The organism is Mucilaginibacter conchicola (assembly GCF_003432115.1).
Taxonomy (GTDB): domain Bacteria; phylum Bacteroidota; class Bacteroidia; order Sphingobacteriales; family Sphingobacteriaceae; genus Mucilaginibacter; species Mucilaginibacter conchicola.
The window spans coordinates 178,760-198,700 of the sequence record NZ_QWDC01000005.1 but is presented as its reverse complement, the minus strand read 5'-3'; the positions used below and the strand labels follow the sequence as shown (position 1 = coordinate 198,700).

The window sequence follows — 19,941 nt, the reverse complement described above, 5'->3', positions numbered from 1 at the left end:
CCAACTTTTATTAAAAGCCTTCACTGGAAACAGGAGAAGGCTTTTTTGCGTCCATACTTTTCCTGAAAATCACTCACCACTATACACTCACCCCGCAAGCATTCACTCGAATGAACGCTGATAGCGTCTCGTTAGCGTTAGAATCTTCACTCTCTTAGCATTAGTAATAATTTGCCCGCCAGAATATTTTATATTAATATTGAGGTATCTACTTATACGCATGAAAACTATTGTCTATATGAGCCGTTCGGCGTATCCTATGCACGAGAACCAGTTGTTAGATATTCTGCATAGTTCGCGCATACACAATGCGGCAGTCAAAATTTCTGGTGTGTTACTTTACGCCGAGGGCACTTTTATACAACTATTAGAAGGTGGGGATGCAATTATCAATACCCTTTACACCCGCATCCTGGCTGATCCGCGGCATAAAGACATCATCACTTTAATAAATGAAACCATTAGCGAAAAAAGTTTTGAGGAATGGTTAATGGGGTTTGCAATAACAGATATTACTAAAACCGAGAAACTGGCAGGTTATCTGAAATCAATAGATGAATTGAATCTTCATAGTAAAAGTACTGATGCCGTATCGGCAATTAAAGATTTTATTGAAAGCAACGCGCTCGATATCCAAAACTAAGTTATCACTCGCTTGCATATCTGCTTTGCCACCGCTATCTTAACGGCATAAACCAATAATACCTGTTTACTATGAAAATTGCTATGCTCGGCTCCGGCTTTATAGCCAGGTTCTACGCGGATTCATTGATCGGTCATCGTCGTGTGGATAAACTGCATGCGGTTTACTCGCGCAATATCGATAAAGCCAAAACTTTTGCTGCCGATTATGGGCTACCTGTTTACAGTGATAATATGGAAGAGGTGGTAAGCCATCCCGAAGTTGATGTGGTGGTTATATCCTTACCAAATGATCTTCACTTGGCCGCGGTTGAGGCCTGCGCCAAAGCCGGAAAGCATGTGCTTTGTACCAAACCCCTTGGCCGTACCGCTGCAGAAGCTAAGCAGATGCTGGACATGGTAGAGAAGGCCGGCATAATGGGTGGTTACCTCGAGGACCTGTGCTATACGCCAAAGTTCAGTAAATCGTTAGCAAGTGTTAAAGGCGGAAGCCTTGGCCGTATCCTGTGGGCCAAAAGCCGCGAGGCACATCCCGGCCCGCATAGCAATTGGTTTTGGGATAAGGAACAAAGCGGTGGCGGTGCCATTGTTGATTTAGGTTGCCACTGTATAGAGATAGCGCGTAATTACATAGGCAAAGATGTGCGCCCGGTTGAAGTAATGTGCTGGGCGGCGACGCAAGTGCATCCTATTGATGCTGAGGACAACGCTATTGGTATGGTGAAATATGCTAACGGTGCCATCGGCCAGTTTGAAGTGAGCTGGTGCTTTAGGGGCGGTATGGACCTGCGCGATGAGGTAATGGGTACCGAGGGTACTATCTGGATAAACAACTTCCTCCGCACCGGTTTTGATATGTTCAGCACCGGTAAAGAGGGGGGCTACGTGGCCGAGAAAGCTGAAAGCAATACCGGCTGGCTATTCCCGGTTGGGGATGAAGTGAACGAGCTGGGCTACAATCACATGTTTACGGATATGTTTGAAGCTATCGACCAAAAACGTGAACCATTTGAGACCTTCTATGATGGGTACATCGTAAATGCCATTATTGATGCAGCTTATGCATCCGCCAAAAGCGGTATTTGGGAACCCGTAAAAATTGACGACTGGCGCGGCAGTACTGAAGATAATAACGGCAGCAAATTTACCGAATTTGATGAGCAATACTACCTTATTAAAGAAGAAATACTACCCCACGGCGACCGTAAGCTGATCCTTAAGGATAAAAAAACGGGTGAAGTGATAGTGAGGGATTTGTAAAAGCCCCAGCCTAAGATAAGAAACGCGTCATTGCGAGGAACGAAGCAATCTCCGAACTATACAGGGCCGCTTGTCCTAAAGGGAGATTGCTTCGTTCCTCGCAATGACGCCTGGAAAAAAGAAATAACATGAACAGAAGAAATTTCCTCTACAGCAGCGGTATGCTCGCTGCTTTAAACGCATCGCCTGCAATGGCCATGGATGTGATAGTGGGCCATAAAACGCCTGAACGCGGTATACAGCTGTACATGGTGAAGGAAGATATGGAACGCGACCCTGCTGGTACGCTTAAGCAATTGGGGGCTATGGGTTATACCCAAATTGAAAGCTATGGCAGCGATAAAGGTATTTTTTGGGGATACAGTAACACCGAATTTAAAAAATTAGCAGGCGGTTTTGGTTTGCAACTCATCAGTTCGCATTATAACCCTTGCAGCCTGGCAGAGTTTGATAAGCTGGCGGCGCAGGCAGCAGAGATAGGCATGAAATACCTGGTATGCCCTTGGCTTGGCCCGCAAAAAAGTATTGAAACGTTTAAACGTTTCGCTGATTATTTTAACCAGCGCGGGGCCATCTGTAAAAAACACGGATTGAGATTTGGCTATCACCCACATGATTATCCTTACAAGGCAGTTGACGGGCAATTACCTATCAACGTCCTTTTGAGTAATACCGATAAAGCTTTGGTTGATTTTCAGCTGGATGTTTACTACGCCGTAACCGAAGGTGCCGACCCTTACGCTTACATGCAAAAGCATAAAGGCCGTTTTACTATGGCACACATGCGCGATGTGCTGAAGAAACGCCTGCCCGCGGGCAGTAAAGACGAATCGGCATGCGATATGGGCGAAGGTATTATCAACTTTCCTAAATTTATTGCAGCAGCGCAAGACAATGGAATGAAGTATTTTTTTGTTGAGCAAAGCCGGTTTTATAAAGAAACGCCGTTACAAAGCGCCAAAAAAAATGCCGCATACTTAAAAAGCATGCGGCTGGTGTAAGTAAACGTTGCACACGTTAGCTATAACAGGAATATTTTAAGGTATGATTGCCCCCAGTTGCCCCAATCCTTCATTACCTTTTTAAGTGTTGCTTCTAGGCCTTTATAATCGGTAGCTTTGCCTTTGGCAGGTATTTTCATCTGGTTCTCAGGAATGGTCATGTCGGTTACTTTGGTGGCAAACCAGGTCATGTTATCGTGCGGAAGGGCCACACCCAGTATCATGCCCGGCAGGCCGGTAAATGACTCGGGGCCGCCAGATACGGGTATCTCATCAGAATAAAAAGCCACCACGTATATCGAATCCATGATAACGGCGTTGGCACGGCGGCAGGTGTAACCTGCAATTTCTCGGGTTTCGTCTGTTATTTTCCAGTTTATTTTACGCGCAGTATCCTTCATCAAAAACTTCTCCTCAAATACAGCTTTGTTGCTGGTAGCAACATTTGTATTCAGATCAGTATAAATGGTGTTTTGCTGTTTACCCTCAGGCATATCGCTAAACCAACTGTTGCCTGCTTCTGTAGGTTCAATAGGCGTAAAAAGCGTTTTGTTGCCTGTAAAAGTTAAAGTGCTTTTTAATGATTTAAACTGGGGCTGTGTTTTTTTATAATTCTCAAACGCCTGCGTTGCAAAGCCACCTTCATCGTTGCTTAAACGCTTTTTAATAATAGCGTACATATTTACGCGTTTCTCGTACTCAACGGTACCACTTGTGGTAAAATGAGCTGCCGCCTGGGCAAAAAGGCTGCTGCAAAACAGCGTGGCTATAATTGTTAATGCAATATTTTTCATCTTATTTTTTTGCTGGCGCTCCGCCGCCCATTTTGTTAAAATCCCATGATATGGTGAATAAGAAATATCTTCTGATATTATTGGTGCGTGTTTCGCTATAGTTCTGCCCGTCAGAGTTACGGTTAAAGCCCTGGTTTTGGTTAAGCATATCGTTAGCGCTTGCAATCAGTTTCAGGTTCTCTGCCTTAAAGAATGATTTGGTAAGGGATGCATTCCAGATAAACTGACGGAAATCGGTACCGAAAGCTTGTGTAGCCGCGGTGTAGGTGTAATTGCCATTAGTACCTAACTCAAATTTAAATGGCAAATGCACACCTACATCGCCGTTGGCGTTAAAGCCATAACCATTGTTCTTAATGCCGGGGCTTAATGACGATTCGCCGGTGTTGTATGAAGGGCCCGCGTTAAGCTGTATCCAGTATTTTTTAGATTCTCTCTTCTGCACGCTCAACGATGCGTTATATCTGTTTGATGTGGTGCGGTTAAGCAATTTTGGCCCGTTGAATGATTTGTAACTATAGTAAGTTTGTCCGTTAGCTCTTGCTTCAATACCTAAAGATAACCCCCATATTTTACGACCTGCGTACAAACCCCCATAATAGTTTATTGGGCTGCGGCCCGATAGATTTTCATAAGTTATTACGTTTTTATTGGTTTTAAGATCGGTGTTGATATAATCAACAATAGGGTTTGATGTGAAGTTGAAGCTACCGTACATGCTGATGTACTGATCACTGATAACCTTGTAGCTGTAATAGTTTACAAAGAAGCGATGGTTGAAAGACGGATCCAGCCCCGGGTTACCAACTGTAACATACAGGGGATCGTTATTTATACGCACCGGCTGTAACTGATCAATAGTTGGCTGGGTTTGGCTGCCGTTGTAGTTTATCCTGAAGGAACCCTGAGTAGAGATACGCATTTGGTAAGTTAATTGCGGGTTCCAGTTGGTAAAGCTGCGGCTAAAGGTATTATCCACGTTGTTAAATGTGGCTATCTGTTTAAAACGCACATCGGCTACGCGTGTACCAAAGTTTAAGGTATGCTTGCCTTGCTTAAAGTTAAAAATGGCCCCTACCTGGTTGCTTAGCTGGTTAAACTTATAATCGCTGCTTAACGAATCAATAAGTACAGTGTAGTTTGTGGTAGGGCCGGGGTCTGTAGTGCCGGGTTGTGCAAATGATTTCCTGTCGGCATTGCTGTTATTAATATTGACGCCGTAATTTAACACTACGCTCCACTGCTTGGTTATAGGCTCGGTGTAAGTGATGTTTGTACTCAAACGCGAGCTTTTAAGGTCATTGGTCTTGTACTGGTCAATACGCTTTGCACTGTCAAGTACCAATGAATCCGGCTTAGATTTTATCAGGTTATAATAGTTAATATTTGAGAAAAGGTTACCATGCGCTTTGCTCTCGTTAATACCACCGGTAAGGTTGATGGAGAACGTACGGCCCGTTTTCTTCAGTTTTTTATTGTAGAACGCGGTGGCGTTAAATATTTTACCATCCAGGTAGTTATCTAACTGCCTGTCCTGGTCGTTCACCTTACGGCTGTTGTTGAATGATTCTGAGCTTTCAGTCGTATGCGTATCAGAATTTTTAAGGGTACCATCAATGCTGAGTTTTAAGTTTGATGTACTGTCTATCTTCAACTGATAGGTTGCATCGGCTTTTTGCCTGAACATGTAGTTATGGGCGGTTTGCTGCGATTTGTTATCCAGTATGGTAGTAGTGGTAACCGGCGGGGTAACAGTGCTGTCTGTTTGGGTAATGGTATTACGGGACAGCGAATTGGTATTCTGATCTACCGTTAACGATCCTATTTTGTAGTTGGCATTGATAGATTCTTTATCGCCGTTCCATTTACCATCGTAGTGTACACCACCGGTGCGCGCAATTGGCAAACCGCTGTTGTTGTAACGGCCGTCAAACGAGTCGAGGTCATCGCTGCCGCCGGTGATATAGATATCGCCGTTATCGCCAAAGGTCATACCTTCCTGGGTGCCTAACTTGTTGTTATCTTCCCAACCCAGGCCGGTTTTGCCGGTGTTGCTGATGGTGCCATAGGCAGAGAATTTCTTTTTACCCTGAAATTTATTGAACAGCGCCTGGCCTTCATAATAGCCATCGGTACCGCCACCGCCGTTTGCTTTACCAAAGTAGCCGTTCTTTTTGTCTTCTTTTAGTTTAATATTAATGGTTTTGGTTTTCTCGCCGTCATCAATACCGGTAAAGGTAGCCTGGTCGCTCTTCTTATCGTAAAGCTGCACCTTATCAACCATATCTGCGCGGATGTTTTTGGTTACCAGGGTAGGGTCATCACCAAAAAACTCTTCGCCATCAACCAGTACTTTTGGTACACTTTGTCCCTGGGCAGTTATTTTACCGTCTTTATCTACCTGTATACCGGGTAGCTGGCGCAGCAGGTCTTCAACTTTTGAGTTTGGTTCAATTTTAAATGCTTTTGCGTTAAACTCGGTAGTGTCGCCTTTAATTTTTATGGCGGCCACGGTACCTTTTACAATAACCTCTTTTAATAACCTCGATTTCAGGTCCATAGTTACACGGCCAAAATCGTGCGTAGTTTTAACAGAATCGAGCGAGAATTGCTCAACATAATCTGCATAACCTGGGTAGGTCATCAACAAAATAAATTTACCTTTTTTTAGCCCGCTGATGCTGAACGATCCATCAGTTTTTGCACGGGTAAATTTGGTTAAGGTTGAGTCTTTTGCGTTTAAGATGCTGATTGATGCGTAATGCAACTTAGCGTTGACGACACTATCGATAGCCGCTCCTTTAACAGAATAGGGGGATTGCTGCGCAAGCGCAGTTAGAGAGCACAGGAAAAATACCAGTGCCGTAATTGTGACTTTCATACTTAGGGTTTGATGCCGCAAGATATAACTAAAACCTTAGTAATAGAAGTGCGACATGTTAAAAAGTGTTAAATGTTTGCTTAAGACGCAACACTTAGCACTTTTGTTACCGGGATAGTATGAAATAAAACTTTATGGAGTGGGTAGTTTAACCCACAAAAGTAAACGGACTTTGGTACGATTTCCAATCGGGCAAAAGCTGGTCTTTTTCTGACACGATGGCATCCATCTGGTTAATACTCCAGCCTATGGATAACTCCGGATCGTTCCATATCAGGCCCGATTCAGAATCCTTATCAAAGTAGTTGGTTACTTTATAAGCAAATATGGTATCATCCTGCAATGATACAAAACCATGTAAACAACCCGGCGGTATGTATAACTGCAGGTTGTTTTGGGCAGTTAGCTCAACACCAATATGTTTACCGTAGGCCGGCGAGCCCACCCTTACATCAAGGGCAATATCAACAACGGCACCTTTAATAACACGCACCAGTTTACCCTGTTCAAAGGGACCTTTTTGCGCATGCAAACCCCTCACCACGTTTTTATGCGATACCGACTGGTTGTCCTGCACAAAATCAACATCGATGCCTTTTTCTATGAAATGTTTACGGTTAAACGTTTCAATAAAGTAACCTCTGCTATCATGAAAAACTTTTGGCTCAAAAATATAGGCGCCGGGTATAATGGTGTCTGTAATGGTCATTAGTCAACGGTTTTCATCAGTGTATTGAATAATACAAAACGGTCGGCAAATTGTTGCTCGTGGATGGCTTTGAATTTAAACAGGTGCTTGCTGTAATATTCCTGGAACTGCTCAATAGTATCGGCATTGTATTGCACGCAGTAAGTAACACCATCATTAGGCGAATCGATAATGCTTAAAATACGGTACGAACTGAAGTGACCGGTAGCCATAATTGCAGGGATATGTTCTTCCTTCATCCAGGTAAGCCATTCCTGCTCGGCATTGTTATCTAAAATAACGGTATCGTTATAAACTATCATGGTGGTAAAATTACAATTTGTTTTGTTGGGATTTTACTGATTTTTTGGGATTGATTTCACTGATGCCATTTGCCTGATCTTAAACCAACTAATCACCGGTTAACTAAATCACTAATCAACCAATCTCTAATCTCTAACAACTAACTCACCTTATCTCCCCGCAATTCTCTGAAACGTTTACGTGCGTCATTTATCCAAAGGCTGCCCGGGTAGTCGGTAATTATTTTCTGGAAGTAGGTTTTGGCGAGATTGGTATCTTTTAATTGTGTCTCGTAAATATCGCCCAGCATAAATACGGCATCATCGGCCCAAAGGTCGTAGCTGTGTTTTTCGGCAATATCTTTCAGCAGTAGCACCGCGCCGTTAAAATCTTTCTCCTGTATTTTAATGCGGGCTTTCGCCATCAGTACATCAGCCTCAAGCGTGTTGCCGGGGTACAGGGTGCTGATGCTATCCAGCGTTTGCAGGGCTTTTGCCGGCTGCTCGGCAAAGATCTGCAGATCGGCACGGGCGTATATTTTGAGTGCTTTGGCGGCGCTATCGGCATTCAGGTTATCCGTTATCAAGAGCGAAAGGTTAAGTGCATCGTTAGCTATCAATTGTGTAGTGGCACTTTTCAGCACATCTAACTGGCGACGAGACCAGTTAAAATCGCCGGTATAGTATGCCAGTTTGGCGTTGCGCAGCATGGCATCCTGAGCGATGGGGGTATTGGGGTTATCTTTCTCTACCTGGCTGTACAACAAGGTAGCTTCCCAGGGTTGTTTGTTAAGCAGGTAAACATCGGCAAGGTCTATCTTGCAGGCAGCCAACTGTGCAGGGCGCGAGCCCGCTATCTTAATAGTTTGCTCTAACAAAGCTTGCGCTTCGGGTAGTTTGTGGAGTTTAAAGGCCTGCAGGTTGGCCAGCTTCTGCATGGCAAAAACTGTCCCCGCATTTTTGCCGAACTCATTCAGCAAGTCATTATAATCTTTTTCGAGGCCGGTAAGGTCGGCAGGGGTATAGCGGCCCGCGGTTATCTTCAGATTTTTGGTATTGATGAGTTCTATTTTGGCGGGTACGTAATTGGGGTTGTTCTTGTCATTCTTTTCCACCAGAAACTGGTAACCTCGTATGGCCTCGTCATAAGCCTGGTTGGCTACCAGCGTGCGGCAAAGTTCCATTACGTTGCTGCCATCATCATTAGTGCGGCGGCTTAGGGCCAGGGTTTGGTTAAGCGCCATATCATACTGCTTTTGCTGCAGAAACTGCCAGGTAAGCATTTGGGTAAAAACGAGTTGCTGAGGCTCTTTCTGTATCCGCTTAAGCAGTTCAACGCGCAGCATATCATAATCCTCGGTATCCTCGTAAAGAGTAGCCAGGTTGCTCTCGGCCTGCGGCAGATAGGCAGGGTTGCCGGGCAAAAAGTTCAGGTACTCATCTGTAAGGCCAAATTTATCGCGCTTAAAACGGTACATGGCAATTAACTCAAAGGCAAAGGCATTATCGTCATGCAGTAACTTGCGCCCCTGTTTAAAAACTTTTATGGCGTAATCGGCATTGCCTGTCTGGTAAAACTGTATGGCAAAATTTGAAATGGCATTGCGGTCGGCCGGCAGGTTTTTCAGCATGTCGTTAAACAGCTCTTCGGCCTTTGTAGGGTTGCCCTGTTGGGTATAAATGCTGCTTAAAGCGATAACATACTCGTTACTGCCGGGATATTTTCGTATCATTTTTTTGATGATACTTTCTGCATCTTCCAGCTTTTTGAAGCCAATAAGGGCGTTAAAATATTGCTGGTAATAAGCCTGGTTATCCTGCTTAAAAAGTTTGGCGTAAATGTCTAAAGCTTTCTGCTGTTCGCCATTCGCAGCGTACTGTTTGGCAAGCAATAGTTGGTTATCCTGTGCGTAAAGCTTTGGTGTGCAAAGTATTAGAAATAGAACAGGCAGGTATAACAGCTTCATTTATTTTTTATATTTATGGCAATATACACACTACTTATATAACGCGGCAACAGGGTAAAATTGTAGTGACATTCATCTATACTTTAAGGAAAATATTTATTTTGACCTCACTTAAAAAATAAGTGTTATAAACTAAATGCAAGGCCGCTTAAGATCCGTCTTTTTATTGGTGTTCGTACTGTTCTTTTGCGCCTGTAAGCAAAACGAGGTAAGGCAAATTCCCGTTGCGCAGTTTTTCAAAACGCCGGAGAAAAGCTTTTTCAAAATATCGCCCGATGGTAAGTATATCTCTTACCTAAAACCCTATAAAGATAAGCAGAACATTTACGTACGCACGCTGGCAACCGGTGCCGAGCAAATGGCCACCGATTTTATCGATTACTCTGTTAAAGATTACACCTGGACCTTTGGCAACCAGATAGTTTTTACCCAGGATATCATTGCCAATGATGAGTTTAAGGTGTACACGCTTGACGTACAGGCGGCAAAATATAAAAGCCTTTTTAGCCTGGATAAAGGCCGCGTGCGCGTACTTAACCGCAACCGCCAGCAGCCCGATATTATCACCGTGGCCATGAATAAGCGCGACCAGGTTAATTTTGATGTGTACCACCTAAACGTTAAAACCGGCGAGCTAAAGCCTTACCTGCTTAACCCGGGCAACATCACCAAATGGTACCCCGACCCGAACGGGCGCATAAGGCTGGTAAAAGTATCTGACGGGGTAAACGAGAGCTTGCTTTTTCGCCCTAATGATAGTGCACCGTTTAAAACCATCATCAAAAATAATTTTAACGACAGGGTAGAGCCTATTGCCTTTGCCGGCGAAACGGATGGTTTCTATGCGCTATCAAATGTTAACCGCGATAAAACAGCCCTGATACAGATTGATGCCCAAACCGGCCAGCAAGAGCGCGTAATATATGCCAACGAGCATGCCGACCTGATGGATGTAAGCTATTCAAAAAATAAACGCCGTATCGAGTCGGTAGGATGGGATGCCGCCAGGCCCGAGAAACATTTCCTGGATGAGGATATGGAGAAGCTGCATGCTAACCTGGCCAATAAGTTAAAAGGCAATACCATTGAAATTGTTGACCGCGATAGTAGCGAAAACAAGTTTGTGGTGGTGAGCTATACTGATAAAAACCCCGGTTCGTATTACCTATACGAAAAAAGTACCGGTCAGCTTACCAAGTTAGGTGACACTAATCCTGACATAAGCCCGGCAGAACTTTGCGACCAGAAACCAATATCTTTTAAGGCCAGCGACGGCTTGGTACTTAATGGCTATCTTACCATACCAAAAGGCAAAGAAATGAAAAACCTGCCCGTAGTGGTAATGCCGCACGATAACATCTGGGGCCGCAACTCATGGGGTTATGATGCCGAGGTGCAGTTTTTAGCCAACCGTGGTTATGCTGTTTTCCAGGTTAATTACCGTGGTTCGGCAGGATATGGTAAGGCCTTCAGGAAAGCTGGCTTTAAACAGGTAGGCGGTAAAATACAGCAGGATATTACTGATGGTGTGCAATGGTTGATAGCCAATAAAATTGCTAACCCTAAAAAAATAGCCATTTTTGGTGGTGGGTTTGGTGGTTTCTCGGCGCTGTATGGCGTATCGTTCCACCAGGGGATGTACAATTGTGCGGTGGTAAAATATGGGTTGATCAACTTCTTTACTTATCTGAAAGATGCGCCGCCGTTCTTTAAGCCGTTCCTGAAAATGACCTACGAGATGGTGGGTAACCCCGAAACGGATGCCGAAGAATTGCGTGCCATTTCGCCGGTTTTTCATACTGATAAGATCAAAAGTCCGTTACTGATATTCCAGGGTGCAAAAGATCCGCGCGCCAACATCAGCGAGCTGAACCAGTTTGTACGCGAGCTAAAGAAACGCAACGTGCCGGTAACTTATCGCCTTAAAGAAAATGAGCGTGCTTATTTTAAAAGCGAGCACAACCGGATGGAGATGTACACCGAAATTGAAACTTTCCTGAGCAACAATTTGCAGGTTAAACGTTAACCTTGCATGAAAGCGCCTAAGAATATATACCGCAAAAACTTTACGCTGATAACGGCATCATTGGTGCTTATTACTGTGAGTTTTGTGATAGGGCTTATCATCGCCTACAACCTTACGGCCAAATACGTAGAGAACGAATTTTCATCAAAAAAGGTAGAGGTGCTGGATCAGACATCCAAACCCTATAACGATTTCTTTCAGCTTAAAATTCCGGAGATAACTTCTTACCAGGGCTTTCTGGATTCGGCATCAGCAGCCAATTATTCCGGAACCGTTTTCAAGGCTTATCCTTTTGTAAGCAGGATATTGTTTTATGATCTGCAGATAGGCAGCAAACCTACCAATGTTACCTTCACCAATAACAGGGGTATCTCGGTAAAAGCTATCTATCAATACAAAAGCAAACGTGGTGCGGTGCGTGGCCTTAAAGATATGGCCTTTGCCAATGAGGACGATTTTAAGCACATGGCACTCAAATTAAGCCATTTTATTAGTACAGCAGATACTACCAGGTTGCCTACGCAAGACGAGATCTTCCGTACGTTTTATGATGTTAGCCCCGATAAAATAAGCTACCTCAATATTCCCCGCAGGGAAGATGTAAAGATCTACCAGTCGTTGTTAGACAGGCGCGAGGGCAAGGCATTCTACAAGCAAAACATGATGACCTTTTTGCTGGATGCCAACAAGCTGAAGGTGAGAAATAACCATCCAGAGCTTTACCAGCAGGTAACCATTGAGCCGGTGGTTTATGATCCGCTGGATATTGATAATGGCCGCAAAGTTACTGAGGCAGCTTTAACTGGCGCTTTTTCTAACTTTAAACTGTATTTTTCATCTACCAGAGAGCATCTTGATAAAGAGATAGACCGCCGTTTTTTACCGATAGGCTCCATTGTGCTGCTCATCTACGTTTTTATGGTGCTCATCACCTGGCTTATTTATCGTAACCTCAGCATCAACTTAAAGATATTTAAACTGCAGTACGATTTCATTAACAATTTTACGCACGAGTTTAAGACACCCGTGAGTGTGATAAAAATTGCCGGATCGAACCTGCGCGGTGATGCTGAACTGAGCGAACGCCAGCGCCGCCATTACGGTAAGATACTTGACGAGGAAGCCGATAAGCTGAACGACCTGATGAACAAGCTGCTATCTTTCACCCAACTGGAGAACCGCTCTATCACCATACACCGCCAGGAAGTATCATTAAAAGCTTTTGTGAAAGGTTATATAGAAACCTTTAAGATAAAATATCCTGATTTTAAGGTGACCAGCCATGTTGAGGGTGTTGACGCTTTTAACACCGACCCGGTGTTGTTGGGCAGTATTTTTCAGAATTTGATGGAGAATGCCTACAAGTATTCGCACCCGGGCAACAAGGAGCTGGACATTGATATAAAACAAGAACGCCGTAATGTTGTATTAAGATTTGCCGATAAAGGGATAGGAATGGCCAAAGCCGAACAGGGCGATGTGTTCAAAAAATTCTACCGGATAGAGAACCAATATAACCAAAATGGGAGCGTAGGGCTGGGGCTTGCATTTTGCAAAGAACTGGTTAACTTTATGGACGGCGAAATTACCGTTACGAGTAAAGTAAATGAAGGATCTACGTTTATTGTGACGTTGCCTTTAGACAATTAGCATCATTAGAACATGAACAAAGAGATTAAAATAGCGCTGGTTGAGGATGATGAGAACCTTAGGTTTTTGGTGGGGGAGCGCCTGCAAAGCGAAGGTTATAAAGTTTTAGAAAGCAACAATGGCGAAGAAGCCGAGAAAATGATATTGGATGAGCAGCCGGATATTGTACTGCTGGACTGGATGCTGCCCGGCAAACAAGGCTCTGAAGTGTGTGCCAGCCTGCGTGCAAAAGGTTTTGATAAACTGGTTATCATGACCACTGCCAAAGCGCAGGACGTTGACAAAATAGGCGCCTATAACTTCGGTGTAAGCGATTACATCACCAAGCCGTTTAACATGGATGTGCTGGTGGCGATGATAGAGAGCAAGATCAAGTTCTCGTTGAGCAGCAGCGAAAAAACAGAATCGCACAAGTTTGGTAACATGGAGCACCAGCCAAACACCCACTTGCTGATAAAAGACGGGCGTAAGATTGAACTCACCATCCTGGAGAACCGCATATTGCTATACTTCCTCAAAAACAAGAACAAGGTTATCAACCGCGAGGAACTGATGATGGAAGTTTGGGGCTACAACGCCGATGTAAACACCCGTACACTGGATATGCACATCGTGCGCCTGCGCAAAAAAATTGAGAACAACCCCGATTCGCCTACATACCTGCAAACGGTAAGGGGTATTGGGTATAAGTTTGTGTATTAGACAACACAAAATACTTCTCCACGCTTCATTGCGAGGTACGAAGCAATCTCTTTAGGACAATTGTACACCCTGCATAAGGGACTTGCTTAAAGAGATTGCTTCGTACCTCGCAATGACGTTTTAGTTTAACAACCAGTGTCATTTCGAACGAGCATCGCGAGGAGAAATCTTCTACAATCGATATTCCCGACGTATAAGATTTCTCGTCGCCCCGACGCACAGCCCCGCCCGAAATGACAGGTTGATTAATGTGATGACAATGTTATTTTTTGAGATACACTCCGCTCACCACAAACTCCCCAAAAAAGCTTTTCTCATCCTCAGCAGAATAGCCATGCCGGGCAAACATGCCTTTTGCATCTGGTAATCTCCATGATTCCACACCGCAAAGAAGTTTAAAGAACAACAGCATACTCTTCAGCATGATGCCCTGCCACAGTTTGCCGGTGAGCTGAAAATCGGTGTACAGCCACAAACCGCCTGATCTTAGCGCATTGTGAATGGGGTTAAACACCAATGGTAAATTTTCATCGGTGAAATTATCGAGCAGGAATGGAGTGATCACAATATCAAAATCATCGGCCAAATCAACTTCCTGTATAGGCAGATTAGTAAAATGAACCACGTTACCGCCAATATTGCGCTTTTGCGATAGTGCCATCATGTTGGCCGAGACCTCAACATAAGTAATATCCAATCCTGAGAGATGTATGCGGGAAATCTCATCCAATATCCAACCGGTTCCGCCGCCAACTATCAATACTTTGGCATTTGCGGGGATGTGTTTAAGGAGATACACCTGTGCTTTGACAAGATTATTGCCAAATACAAGGCGCGAGAGTTTATCGTAGAAAGATGCGGCGTTATCGTAGTTGCCTTTTGCCATGGCTATCGGTTACCAAAAACAAGGCCGAATACCGCAAGGATAACGTATTGCAGCACTAAAACGCCGTCAAGATAAAAGAAGTAGTAGTACTCGTTCTTTTCCCACTTAGAGCGGAAGATGAGCCAGCCCATCAGTACGGCAGTGAGCGCCAGTGCAAAGAAATCGACATTGAAACCGTTATTCCTGAACATGAAGAGCAGAACAATGTAGCCTGCCAGTAGCACCTGGCAAAACAGGTAGGCATTCTTTTCGCCCCATGCAACGGCAATGGTTTTGAGGCCAAACTGCCTGTCCTGGAAAAGATCGCGGATATCAAAAGGAACGGTTAGGGCACCTATCAGCAGGAAACGTTTGGCAATAAGGATGGTGGTATCGCGGGTAGATACATCTGCAAGGTGGGCGTCCTGTGCTTCCAGTATGGGCAGCAGTACGCAGCTTAACGTCCACACTAAAGTGATGAGGAAAGGCTTTAATCCCGGAATGTTGCGCAGCCCGAATTTCTGCTCACCAACGGTGAACAGGGGCAGGCTGTAACAGAATGACAACACCGCCAGGAACACCAGCAAGATGCGCGACTCCATCGACAATAAAAAGAACAGCGGCACCAGTGTAAGTAGCGATATCATGGTGAAGGTTACCATGAGCCGGTAATGCGCAAAAAACCAGCGCACGCGCCTGTATGGCGATTGCTCGGGGTGTTTTGGTTTGCTCAGCAAAATGCTGAAGTTGTAAATGCCCAGCGTTGAAGTGAACAGCAACCCAGTAACGGTATGCACCGGTTTGGCATCAATTAAATGGAAGGTTACCATTGCCTGCGCTACTGCACAAAGCGCCATGAAAATATTACTGAAAAGCAGAAAATCAAAAGCGCTTGAAACGAGTTTCTTCATGGTAGCGGGCCGGCGCTTATTATGCCTGGTAATTTGGATCTGCAGCGGCCTTTAATTCAAATATCGTAATCTCCGGCAATATTCCAATTCGGCCGGGGTAGCCTAAAAAGCCGTAGCCCACATTTACGTAGATCTGCTGGTGCTTTTCGCGGTATAAGCCCGCCCATTCCTGATACACATATTCCACCGGGCTCCATTGAAAATCATCCGTACGTACGCCAAACTGCATGCCGTGGGTATGGCCCGAGAACATCACATCTATCTGCGGATATTTTGGGATCACCTCGGCCCGCCAGTGCGATGGATCATGCGAGAGCAGGAGTTTTACCGGCAGGTCATCGGTACCTACCACAGCCTTTTCCATCTTGCCGTATTTTGGGAAACGGCTCAGCTCGCCCCAGTTGCCAATGCCAAGAATACCCAATTCCTGCCCGTCAACTTTTATACGGCGGTGCTCATCTATCAGCAGGTCCCAGCCTATGGTTTTGTGGGCCTGATACATCTCCTGCATGTTGCGCTCTTTATCGCCCGGGTTAGGCCAGTGACCGTAGTCGCCATAATCATGGTTACCCAAAATAGAGTAAACACCCAGCGGCGCACGCACTTTCTGGAAAACAGGGACAACGCGGTTCACCTCTTCGGTACGGCCATTCACCAGATCGCCGGTAAAGAAAATTACATCAGCTTTTTGCTGCATCAGCATATCCACGCCGCCCTTCATGTTGTGTATGCTGTGAAAACTGCCCGAGTGGATATCTGAGATCTGCCCTATGCGCAGGCCGTCAAAAGCCTTCGGCAGGTTGGGCAGATAAAGCGTTACATTCTTAAGCTGATAATCATAAATGCCTTTTGACATGTTATGTTTGATGAGATACAGCGGCAACGCACCTGCCAGTATGCCCGCTTTCATCAGGAACTCAGAGCGGGGGATGGAATCCAGCGTAGCGGCGGGCGCGTCCCCGGGTGCTTTATTTTTTCTGATGATGAGGACGATCAACCTACGAATATCATCAACGCCGATGAACAGCACATAGAAGATCTTAAATATGAGCGTAATGAAGAACAGGAAAAGGAATGCACCGCGTACACCTACGCTTAGGTTGAGGTAAACGCTCATCATCATAATGGTGATAAGGAATACCGACGAGAACCAATACAGTACCAGGAACCATGTTTTACGCGTAAAAGGCCGCTTGCGGAAAGCTGTGTGCAAACCCAGCAGAATGTAATAGTCTACCGCTAAAAGTATTAATGGGATGGCAACGATGTAAAACGCTTTGTGCATAGGTAAGTATTTAAGCCCCCTCTAAATCTCCCCCGATAGGGGAGACTTTAATTCTTTGGGCAGAGGCTTAACACAAAGGTATTAATTAATGGCTGTAAGACCCCTCAAAAAAAATGTCATTTCGAACGAGGTACGAGGAGAAATCCTGTTATTCTGTAAGTTGATGAACTTTGTAGGAATAACAAGATTTCTCCTCGCTGTCGCTCGTTCGAAATGACAATTATGGTTTTAAGCCCTCCCTTTCAGGGGAGGGTTTGGGTGGGGGTTAATACCTATCATCCAGATCCAGATCGTCATCGTCATCCGGCTCCAGGTTAAACAGGCTGTTGAACATATCTGAGAATGCAAAGCCGTTATCAAGGAAACCTTTGTTGAGTTGCGAGAACTCGGCCAGGCCGTGCAGCACAAACTCCATCAACAAAAGTTGCTGGTTTTCGCTTAAACGCGGGTGGAAGGTTTTAACCAAATTCTTTAATCCCGGTACGGCGTTGAGCAGTTTTTTGTATTCGGCTAAAGGCAGGTCGTCAATTAATGATACGGTGTTGCCATCGCCAAACCAGTTTACTATTTCGGCGTAAGGGTTTGGTGCTTTTGATTTTTTAGCCTTCTCGGGATCGGGGAAAAACTGCAGCATCAGGCTTTTAACCGCCTTGCCTATCAGGATGTTCGCCACTTTGCCGGGACCTTCCAACTCGCCCTCGTAAACCAGTTCAATTTTACCGGTGATGGCAGGGATAACGCCCAGGAAATCAGAGATGCGTACAAAGGTTGATTTCTCGCCATTTATAATCATCCTACGCTCGGCATTGCTGATAAGATTCTCGTATGATGCGATAGTTAAACGTGCCGATACGCCCGATTTTTTATCGATGTATTCTGATGCGCGGGCTTCAAAAGCAATCTGCTCAACCAGGTCTTTCACCAAACCATCAGCTTCAACGGTTGCGCGTTGCTCAGCGGTAAGCAAAGCTTCCTGCTGGGTTATCTTGCGAGAGATCTCGATAGTGCGCGGGTAGTGCGTTAATATCTGGCTCTCGATACGGTCTTTCAACGGCGTAACGATAGATCCACGGTTGGTATAATCCTCAGGGTTGGCGGTGAATACAAACTCGATATCCAAAGGCAAGCGCAGTTTAAAGCCACGGATCTGGATATCGCGCTCCTGCAAAATGTTGAACAACGATACCTGGATACGTGCCTGCAGATCGGGCAGCTCGTTAATAACGAAGATACCACGGTGCGCACGTGGAATTAACCCGAAGTGGATAACACGCTCATCAGAGTAGGTCAACTTCATGGTGGCGGCCTTTATAGGGTCAACATCACCGATCAGATCGGCAACGGTAACATCCGGGGTAGCCAGTTTTTCGGTATAGCGCTCGCTGCGGTGCAACCAGGCTATTGGGGTGGCATCTTTATGCTTCTCCACGGTCTCATGGCCGTACCATGAGATAGGCGCCAAAGGGTCATCAAACAGTTCAGATCCTTCAATGTAGGGTATATACTCATCAAGCAGGTTTACCAGCAGGCGGGCAATACGCGTTTTAGCCTGCCCACGTAAGCCAAGCAGTAATATGTTATGGCGCGATAGGATGGCCGTCTGCAGATCGGGGATAACGGTATCCTCAAAACCCACAATGCCCTCAAAGCCGCCTTCTTTCTTTTGTAATTGTTTGATCAGGTTGGCCCTCAGCTCATCCTTTACCGAACGGCTCACATAGCCCGTTTCTTTAAGCTGACCAAGGGTTTTTATTTCTGTGTAATTCATTTGTTCAATGGTTCAATTGTTCATTGGTATCTGCAAGCACATCATCTGCATATCTGCAATTTGCACATCCGCACATCAACGTACCGTTCTTCTTCTGTTCTTAATATAATCCTCAAAAATGTATTCGCCTAAGCCGTTCAGCGAGCTGTAAAATGCGCGGCCACCGTTGGTTTCGGTAAACTTGCGTACAAACTGCTGCAGGTAGGGGTCTTTGGCTATCATAAACGTTGTGATAGGTATTTTTAAGCGCTTGCATTGCGCCGCCATATTCAGCGTTTTGTTCACCACTTTTCTATCCAGCCCAATACTGTTCTTGTAATAACGGTTACCTTCCTTTAAGCAGGTAGGCTTACCATCGGTTATCATGAAGATCTGTTTGTTGTGTGTTTTACGCCGGCGAAGCATATCTGTAGCCAGCTCTAAACCCGCATAGGTATTGGTATGGTAAGGGCCAACCTGTAAGTACGGAAGGTCCTGTAAGGAGATAGGCCAGGCATCGTTACCAAATACCACAATATCTAAAGTATCCTTAGGATATTTTGTGCGGATAAGCTCTGCCAGCGCCATGGCTACCTTTTTGGCAGGTGTAATCCTGTCCTCGCCGTAAAGTATCATGGAGTGCGAAATATCTATCATCAGCACGGTCGAGGTTAGGGTTTTGTAGTCCATTTCCTCTACCTCAAGGTCGCGCTCGGTCATCATGAAATCGCCGGTGATACCGTGATTTACCTGGGCATTGTGGATAGACTGTGTCATGTCTATCTGGTCCAGGCTGTCGCCAAACTCAAACTCGCGGCGCTCGGCATTTCGCTCATCGCCCTGCCCGCTTTGCGGCGAGCGGTGGTTACCCTTGCCCGATTTCTTCAGCTTGCCAAAGATCTCTTCCAACGCCGATTGCCTTATGCTTTGCTCGGCTTTTGCAGTGATGCTGAAACTGCCGTCCTGTTTATTTTCGTCTAAGTATCCCTTTTGCTTCAGCTCGTCAATAAAATCGCCCATGCCATATTCGTCATTGGTGATGTTGTATTGCTTATCAAGCTCGTTAAGCCATGCCAAAGCCTCACCGGCGTCGCCCGCGGTGTAGTTCAGCAATTCCAGGAATAACTTTAGTAATTCGTCAAATCCGCCTTTGGGGATCTGTTTTGGTATAAATTTAGAAAACCCAAAACCACGCATAGTTTACCCTTTCTGATATAAAG

16 protein-coding genes are annotated in these 19,941 nt (G+C 45.1%); 6 read left to right on the top strand and 10 right to left on the bottom strand.

Going from position 1 to position 19,941, the window contains the following annotated elements; all coding sequences use genetic code 11:
• The first annotated feature begins 220 nt into the window (after positions 1 to 220).
• The 3 genes from D0C36_RS23505 to D0C36_RS23495 all read left to right on the top strand — a co-directional run bounded on the left by D0C36_RS23505 (position 221) and on the right by D0C36_RS23495 (position 2,903).
• Positions 221 to 643, top strand: a complete 423-nt coding sequence (locus tag D0C36_RS23505; RefSeq protein ID WP_158557187.1) for a BLUF domain-containing protein — start codon at positions 221 to 223, stop codon at positions 641 to 643.
• Between the two features lie 71 nt (positions 644 to 714).
• Positions 715 to 1,902, top strand: a complete 1,188-nt coding sequence (locus tag D0C36_RS23500; RefSeq protein WP_117394172.1) for a Gfo/Idh/MocA family protein — start codon at positions 715 to 717, stop codon at positions 1,900 to 1,902.
• A 128-nt stretch (positions 1,903 to 2,030) separates the two neighbouring features.
• The gene (locus D0C36_RS23495) at positions 2,031 to 2,903 is read left to right on the top strand and encodes a sugar phosphate isomerase/epimerase family protein (protein ID WP_117394171.1); all 873 of its coding nucleotides are present in this window, start codon (positions 2,031 to 2,033) and stop codon (positions 2,901 to 2,903) included.
• 20 nt (positions 2,904 to 2,923) lie between these two features.
• Here the strand turns inward: D0C36_RS23495 and D0C36_RS23490 are convergent, their stop codons facing one another.
• The 5 genes from D0C36_RS23490 to D0C36_RS23470 all read right to left on the bottom strand — a co-directional run bounded on the left by D0C36_RS23490 (position 2,924) and on the right by D0C36_RS23470 (position 9,535).
• Positions 2,924 to 3,697, bottom strand: a complete 774-nt coding sequence (locus D0C36_RS23490; protein WP_117394170.1) for a GLPGLI family protein — start codon at positions 3,695 to 3,697, stop codon at positions 2,924 to 2,926.
• Between the two features lies 1 nt (position 3,698).
• Complete coding sequence (locus D0C36_RS23485) at positions 3,699 to 6,578, bottom strand: outer membrane beta-barrel family protein (RefSeq protein ID WP_117394169.1); 2,880 nt, start codon at positions 6,576 to 6,578, stop codon at positions 3,699 to 3,701.
• Between the two features lie 148 nt (positions 6,579 to 6,726).
• Positions 6,727 to 7,287 (bottom strand): dTDP-4-dehydrorhamnose 3,5-epimerase, encoded by a 561-nt coding sequence (gene rfbC / locus D0C36_RS23480; protein WP_117394168.1) that lies wholly within the window; start codon positions 7,285 to 7,287, stop codon positions 6,727 to 6,729.
• Positions 7,287 to 7,589, bottom strand: coding sequence for a DUF4286 family protein (locus D0C36_RS23475; protein ID WP_117394167.1), 303 nt, complete (start codon positions 7,587 to 7,589; stop codon positions 7,287 to 7,289). The genes rfbC and D0C36_RS23475 overlap by 1 nt, the downstream gene beginning before the upstream one ends.
• Before the next feature lie 140 nt (positions 7,590 to 7,729).
• Positions 7,730 to 9,535, bottom strand: a complete 1,806-nt coding sequence (locus D0C36_RS23470; protein ID WP_117394166.1) for a tetratricopeptide repeat protein — start codon at positions 9,533 to 9,535, stop codon at positions 7,730 to 7,732.
• 136 nt (positions 9,536 to 9,671) lie between these two features.
• Here D0C36_RS23470 and D0C36_RS23465 point away from each other — a divergent pair, with 136 nt between their 5' ends.
• The 3 genes from D0C36_RS23465 to D0C36_RS23455 are packed head-to-tail and all read left to right on the top strand — an operon-like array spanning position 9,672 to position 13,913.
• A complete protein-coding gene (locus D0C36_RS23465; protein ID WP_117394165.1) occupies positions 9,672 to 11,561 on the top strand; it encodes a S9 family peptidase in 1,890 nt (629 codons plus the stop codon).
• A gap of 6 nt (positions 11,562 to 11,567) precedes the next feature.
• Entirely contained in the window at positions 11,568 to 13,211 is a 1,644-nt protein-coding gene (locus tag D0C36_RS23460; protein WP_117394164.1) for a sensor histidine kinase, read from the top strand.
• Between the two features lie 12 nt (positions 13,212 to 13,223).
• On the top strand, positions 13,224 to 13,913 hold the full coding sequence (locus D0C36_RS23455) for a response regulator transcription factor (protein WP_117394163.1): 690 nt from the start codon (positions 13,224 to 13,226) through the stop codon (positions 13,911 to 13,913).
• Between the two features lie 262 nt (positions 13,914 to 14,175).
• Here the strand turns inward: D0C36_RS23455 and D0C36_RS23450 are convergent, their stop codons facing one another.
• The 5 genes from D0C36_RS23450 to D0C36_RS23430 form a co-directional block, all read right to left on the bottom strand.
• Complete coding sequence (locus D0C36_RS23450; protein WP_117394162.1) at positions 14,176 to 14,799, bottom strand: class I SAM-dependent methyltransferase; 624 nt, start codon at positions 14,797 to 14,799, stop codon at positions 14,176 to 14,178.
• Positions 14,800 to 14,801: 2 nt separating this feature from the next.
• Positions 14,802 to 15,689: a UbiA prenyltransferase family protein gene (locus D0C36_RS23445; protein WP_233524561.1), complete on the bottom strand. Its 888-nt coding sequence runs from the start codon at positions 15,687 to 15,689 to the stop codon at positions 14,802 to 14,804.
• A gap of 19 nt (positions 15,690 to 15,708) precedes the next feature.
• Complete coding sequence (locus tag D0C36_RS23440; RefSeq protein WP_117394161.1) at positions 15,709 to 16,974, bottom strand: metallophosphoesterase; 1,266 nt, start codon at positions 16,972 to 16,974, stop codon at positions 15,709 to 15,711.
• 265 nt (positions 16,975 to 17,239) lie between these two features.
• Positions 17,240 to 18,742, bottom strand: coding sequence for a sigma 54-interacting transcriptional regulator (locus D0C36_RS23435; protein WP_117394160.1), 1,503 nt, complete (start codon positions 18,740 to 18,742; stop codon positions 17,240 to 17,242).
• Positions 18,743 to 18,817: 75 nt separating this feature from the next.
• Positions 18,818 to 19,918 carry a vWA domain-containing protein gene (locus D0C36_RS23430; protein WP_117394159.1) on the bottom strand — a complete coding sequence of 367 codons (1,101 nt, stop codon included), beginning with the start codon at positions 19,916 to 19,918 and terminating at the stop codon, positions 18,818 to 18,820.
• Positions 19,919 to 19,941: the final 23 nt, after the last annotated feature.

Coding starts and splice junctions, on each gene's coding strand:
- D0C36_RS23450 (WP_117394162.1), bottom strand. CDS start 14,799: ATGGCAAAAGGCAACTACGATAACGCCGCATCTTTCTACGATAAACTC.
- D0C36_RS23445 (WP_233524561.1), bottom strand. CDS start 15,689: ATGAAGAAACTCGTTTCAAGCGCTTTTGATTTTCTGCTTTTCAGTAAT.
- D0C36_RS23475 (WP_117394167.1), bottom strand. CDS start 7,589: ATGATAGTTTATAACGATACCGTTATTTTAGATAACAATGCCGAGCAG.
- rfbC (WP_117394168.1), bottom strand. CDS start 7,287: ATGACCATTACAGACACCATTATACCCGGCGCCTATATTTTTGAGCCA.
- D0C36_RS23465 (WP_117394165.1), top strand. CDS start 9,672: ATGCAAGGCCGCTTAAGATCCGTCTTTTTATTGGTGTTCGTACTGTTC.
- D0C36_RS23485 (WP_117394169.1), bottom strand. CDS start 6,578: ATGAAAGTCACAATTACGGCACTGGTATTTTTCCTGTGCTCTCTAACT.
- D0C36_RS23435 (WP_117394160.1), bottom strand. CDS start 18,742: ATGAATTACACAGAAATAAAAACCCTTGGTCAGCTTAAAGAAACGGGC.
- D0C36_RS23490 (WP_117394170.1), bottom strand. CDS start 3,697: ATGAAAAATATTGCATTAACAATTATAGCCACGCTGTTTTGCAGCAGC.
- D0C36_RS23455 (WP_117394163.1), top strand. CDS start 13,224: ATGAACAAAGAGATTAAAATAGCGCTGGTTGAGGATGATGAGAACCTT.
- D0C36_RS23440 (WP_117394161.1), bottom strand. CDS start 16,974: ATGCACAAAGCGTTTTACATCGTTGCCATCCCATTAATACTTTTAGCG.
- D0C36_RS23430 (WP_117394159.1), bottom strand. CDS start 19,918: ATGCGTGGTTTTGGGTTTTCTAAATTTATACCAAAACAGATCCCCAAA.
- D0C36_RS23470 (WP_117394166.1), bottom strand. CDS start 9,535: ATGAAGCTGTTATACCTGCCTGTTCTATTTCTAATACTTTGCACACCA.
- D0C36_RS23500 (WP_117394172.1), top strand. CDS start 715: ATGAAAATTGCTATGCTCGGCTCCGGCTTTATAGCCAGGTTCTACGCG.
- D0C36_RS23505 (WP_158557187.1), top strand. CDS start 221: ATGAAAACTATTGTCTATATGAGCCGTTCGGCGTATCCTATGCACGAG.
- D0C36_RS23495 (WP_117394171.1), top strand. CDS start 2,031: ATGAACAGAAGAAATTTCCTCTACAGCAGCGGTATGCTCGCTGCTTTA.
- D0C36_RS23460 (WP_117394164.1), top strand. CDS start 11,568: ATGAAAGCGCCTAAGAATATATACCGCAAAAACTTTACGCTGATAACG.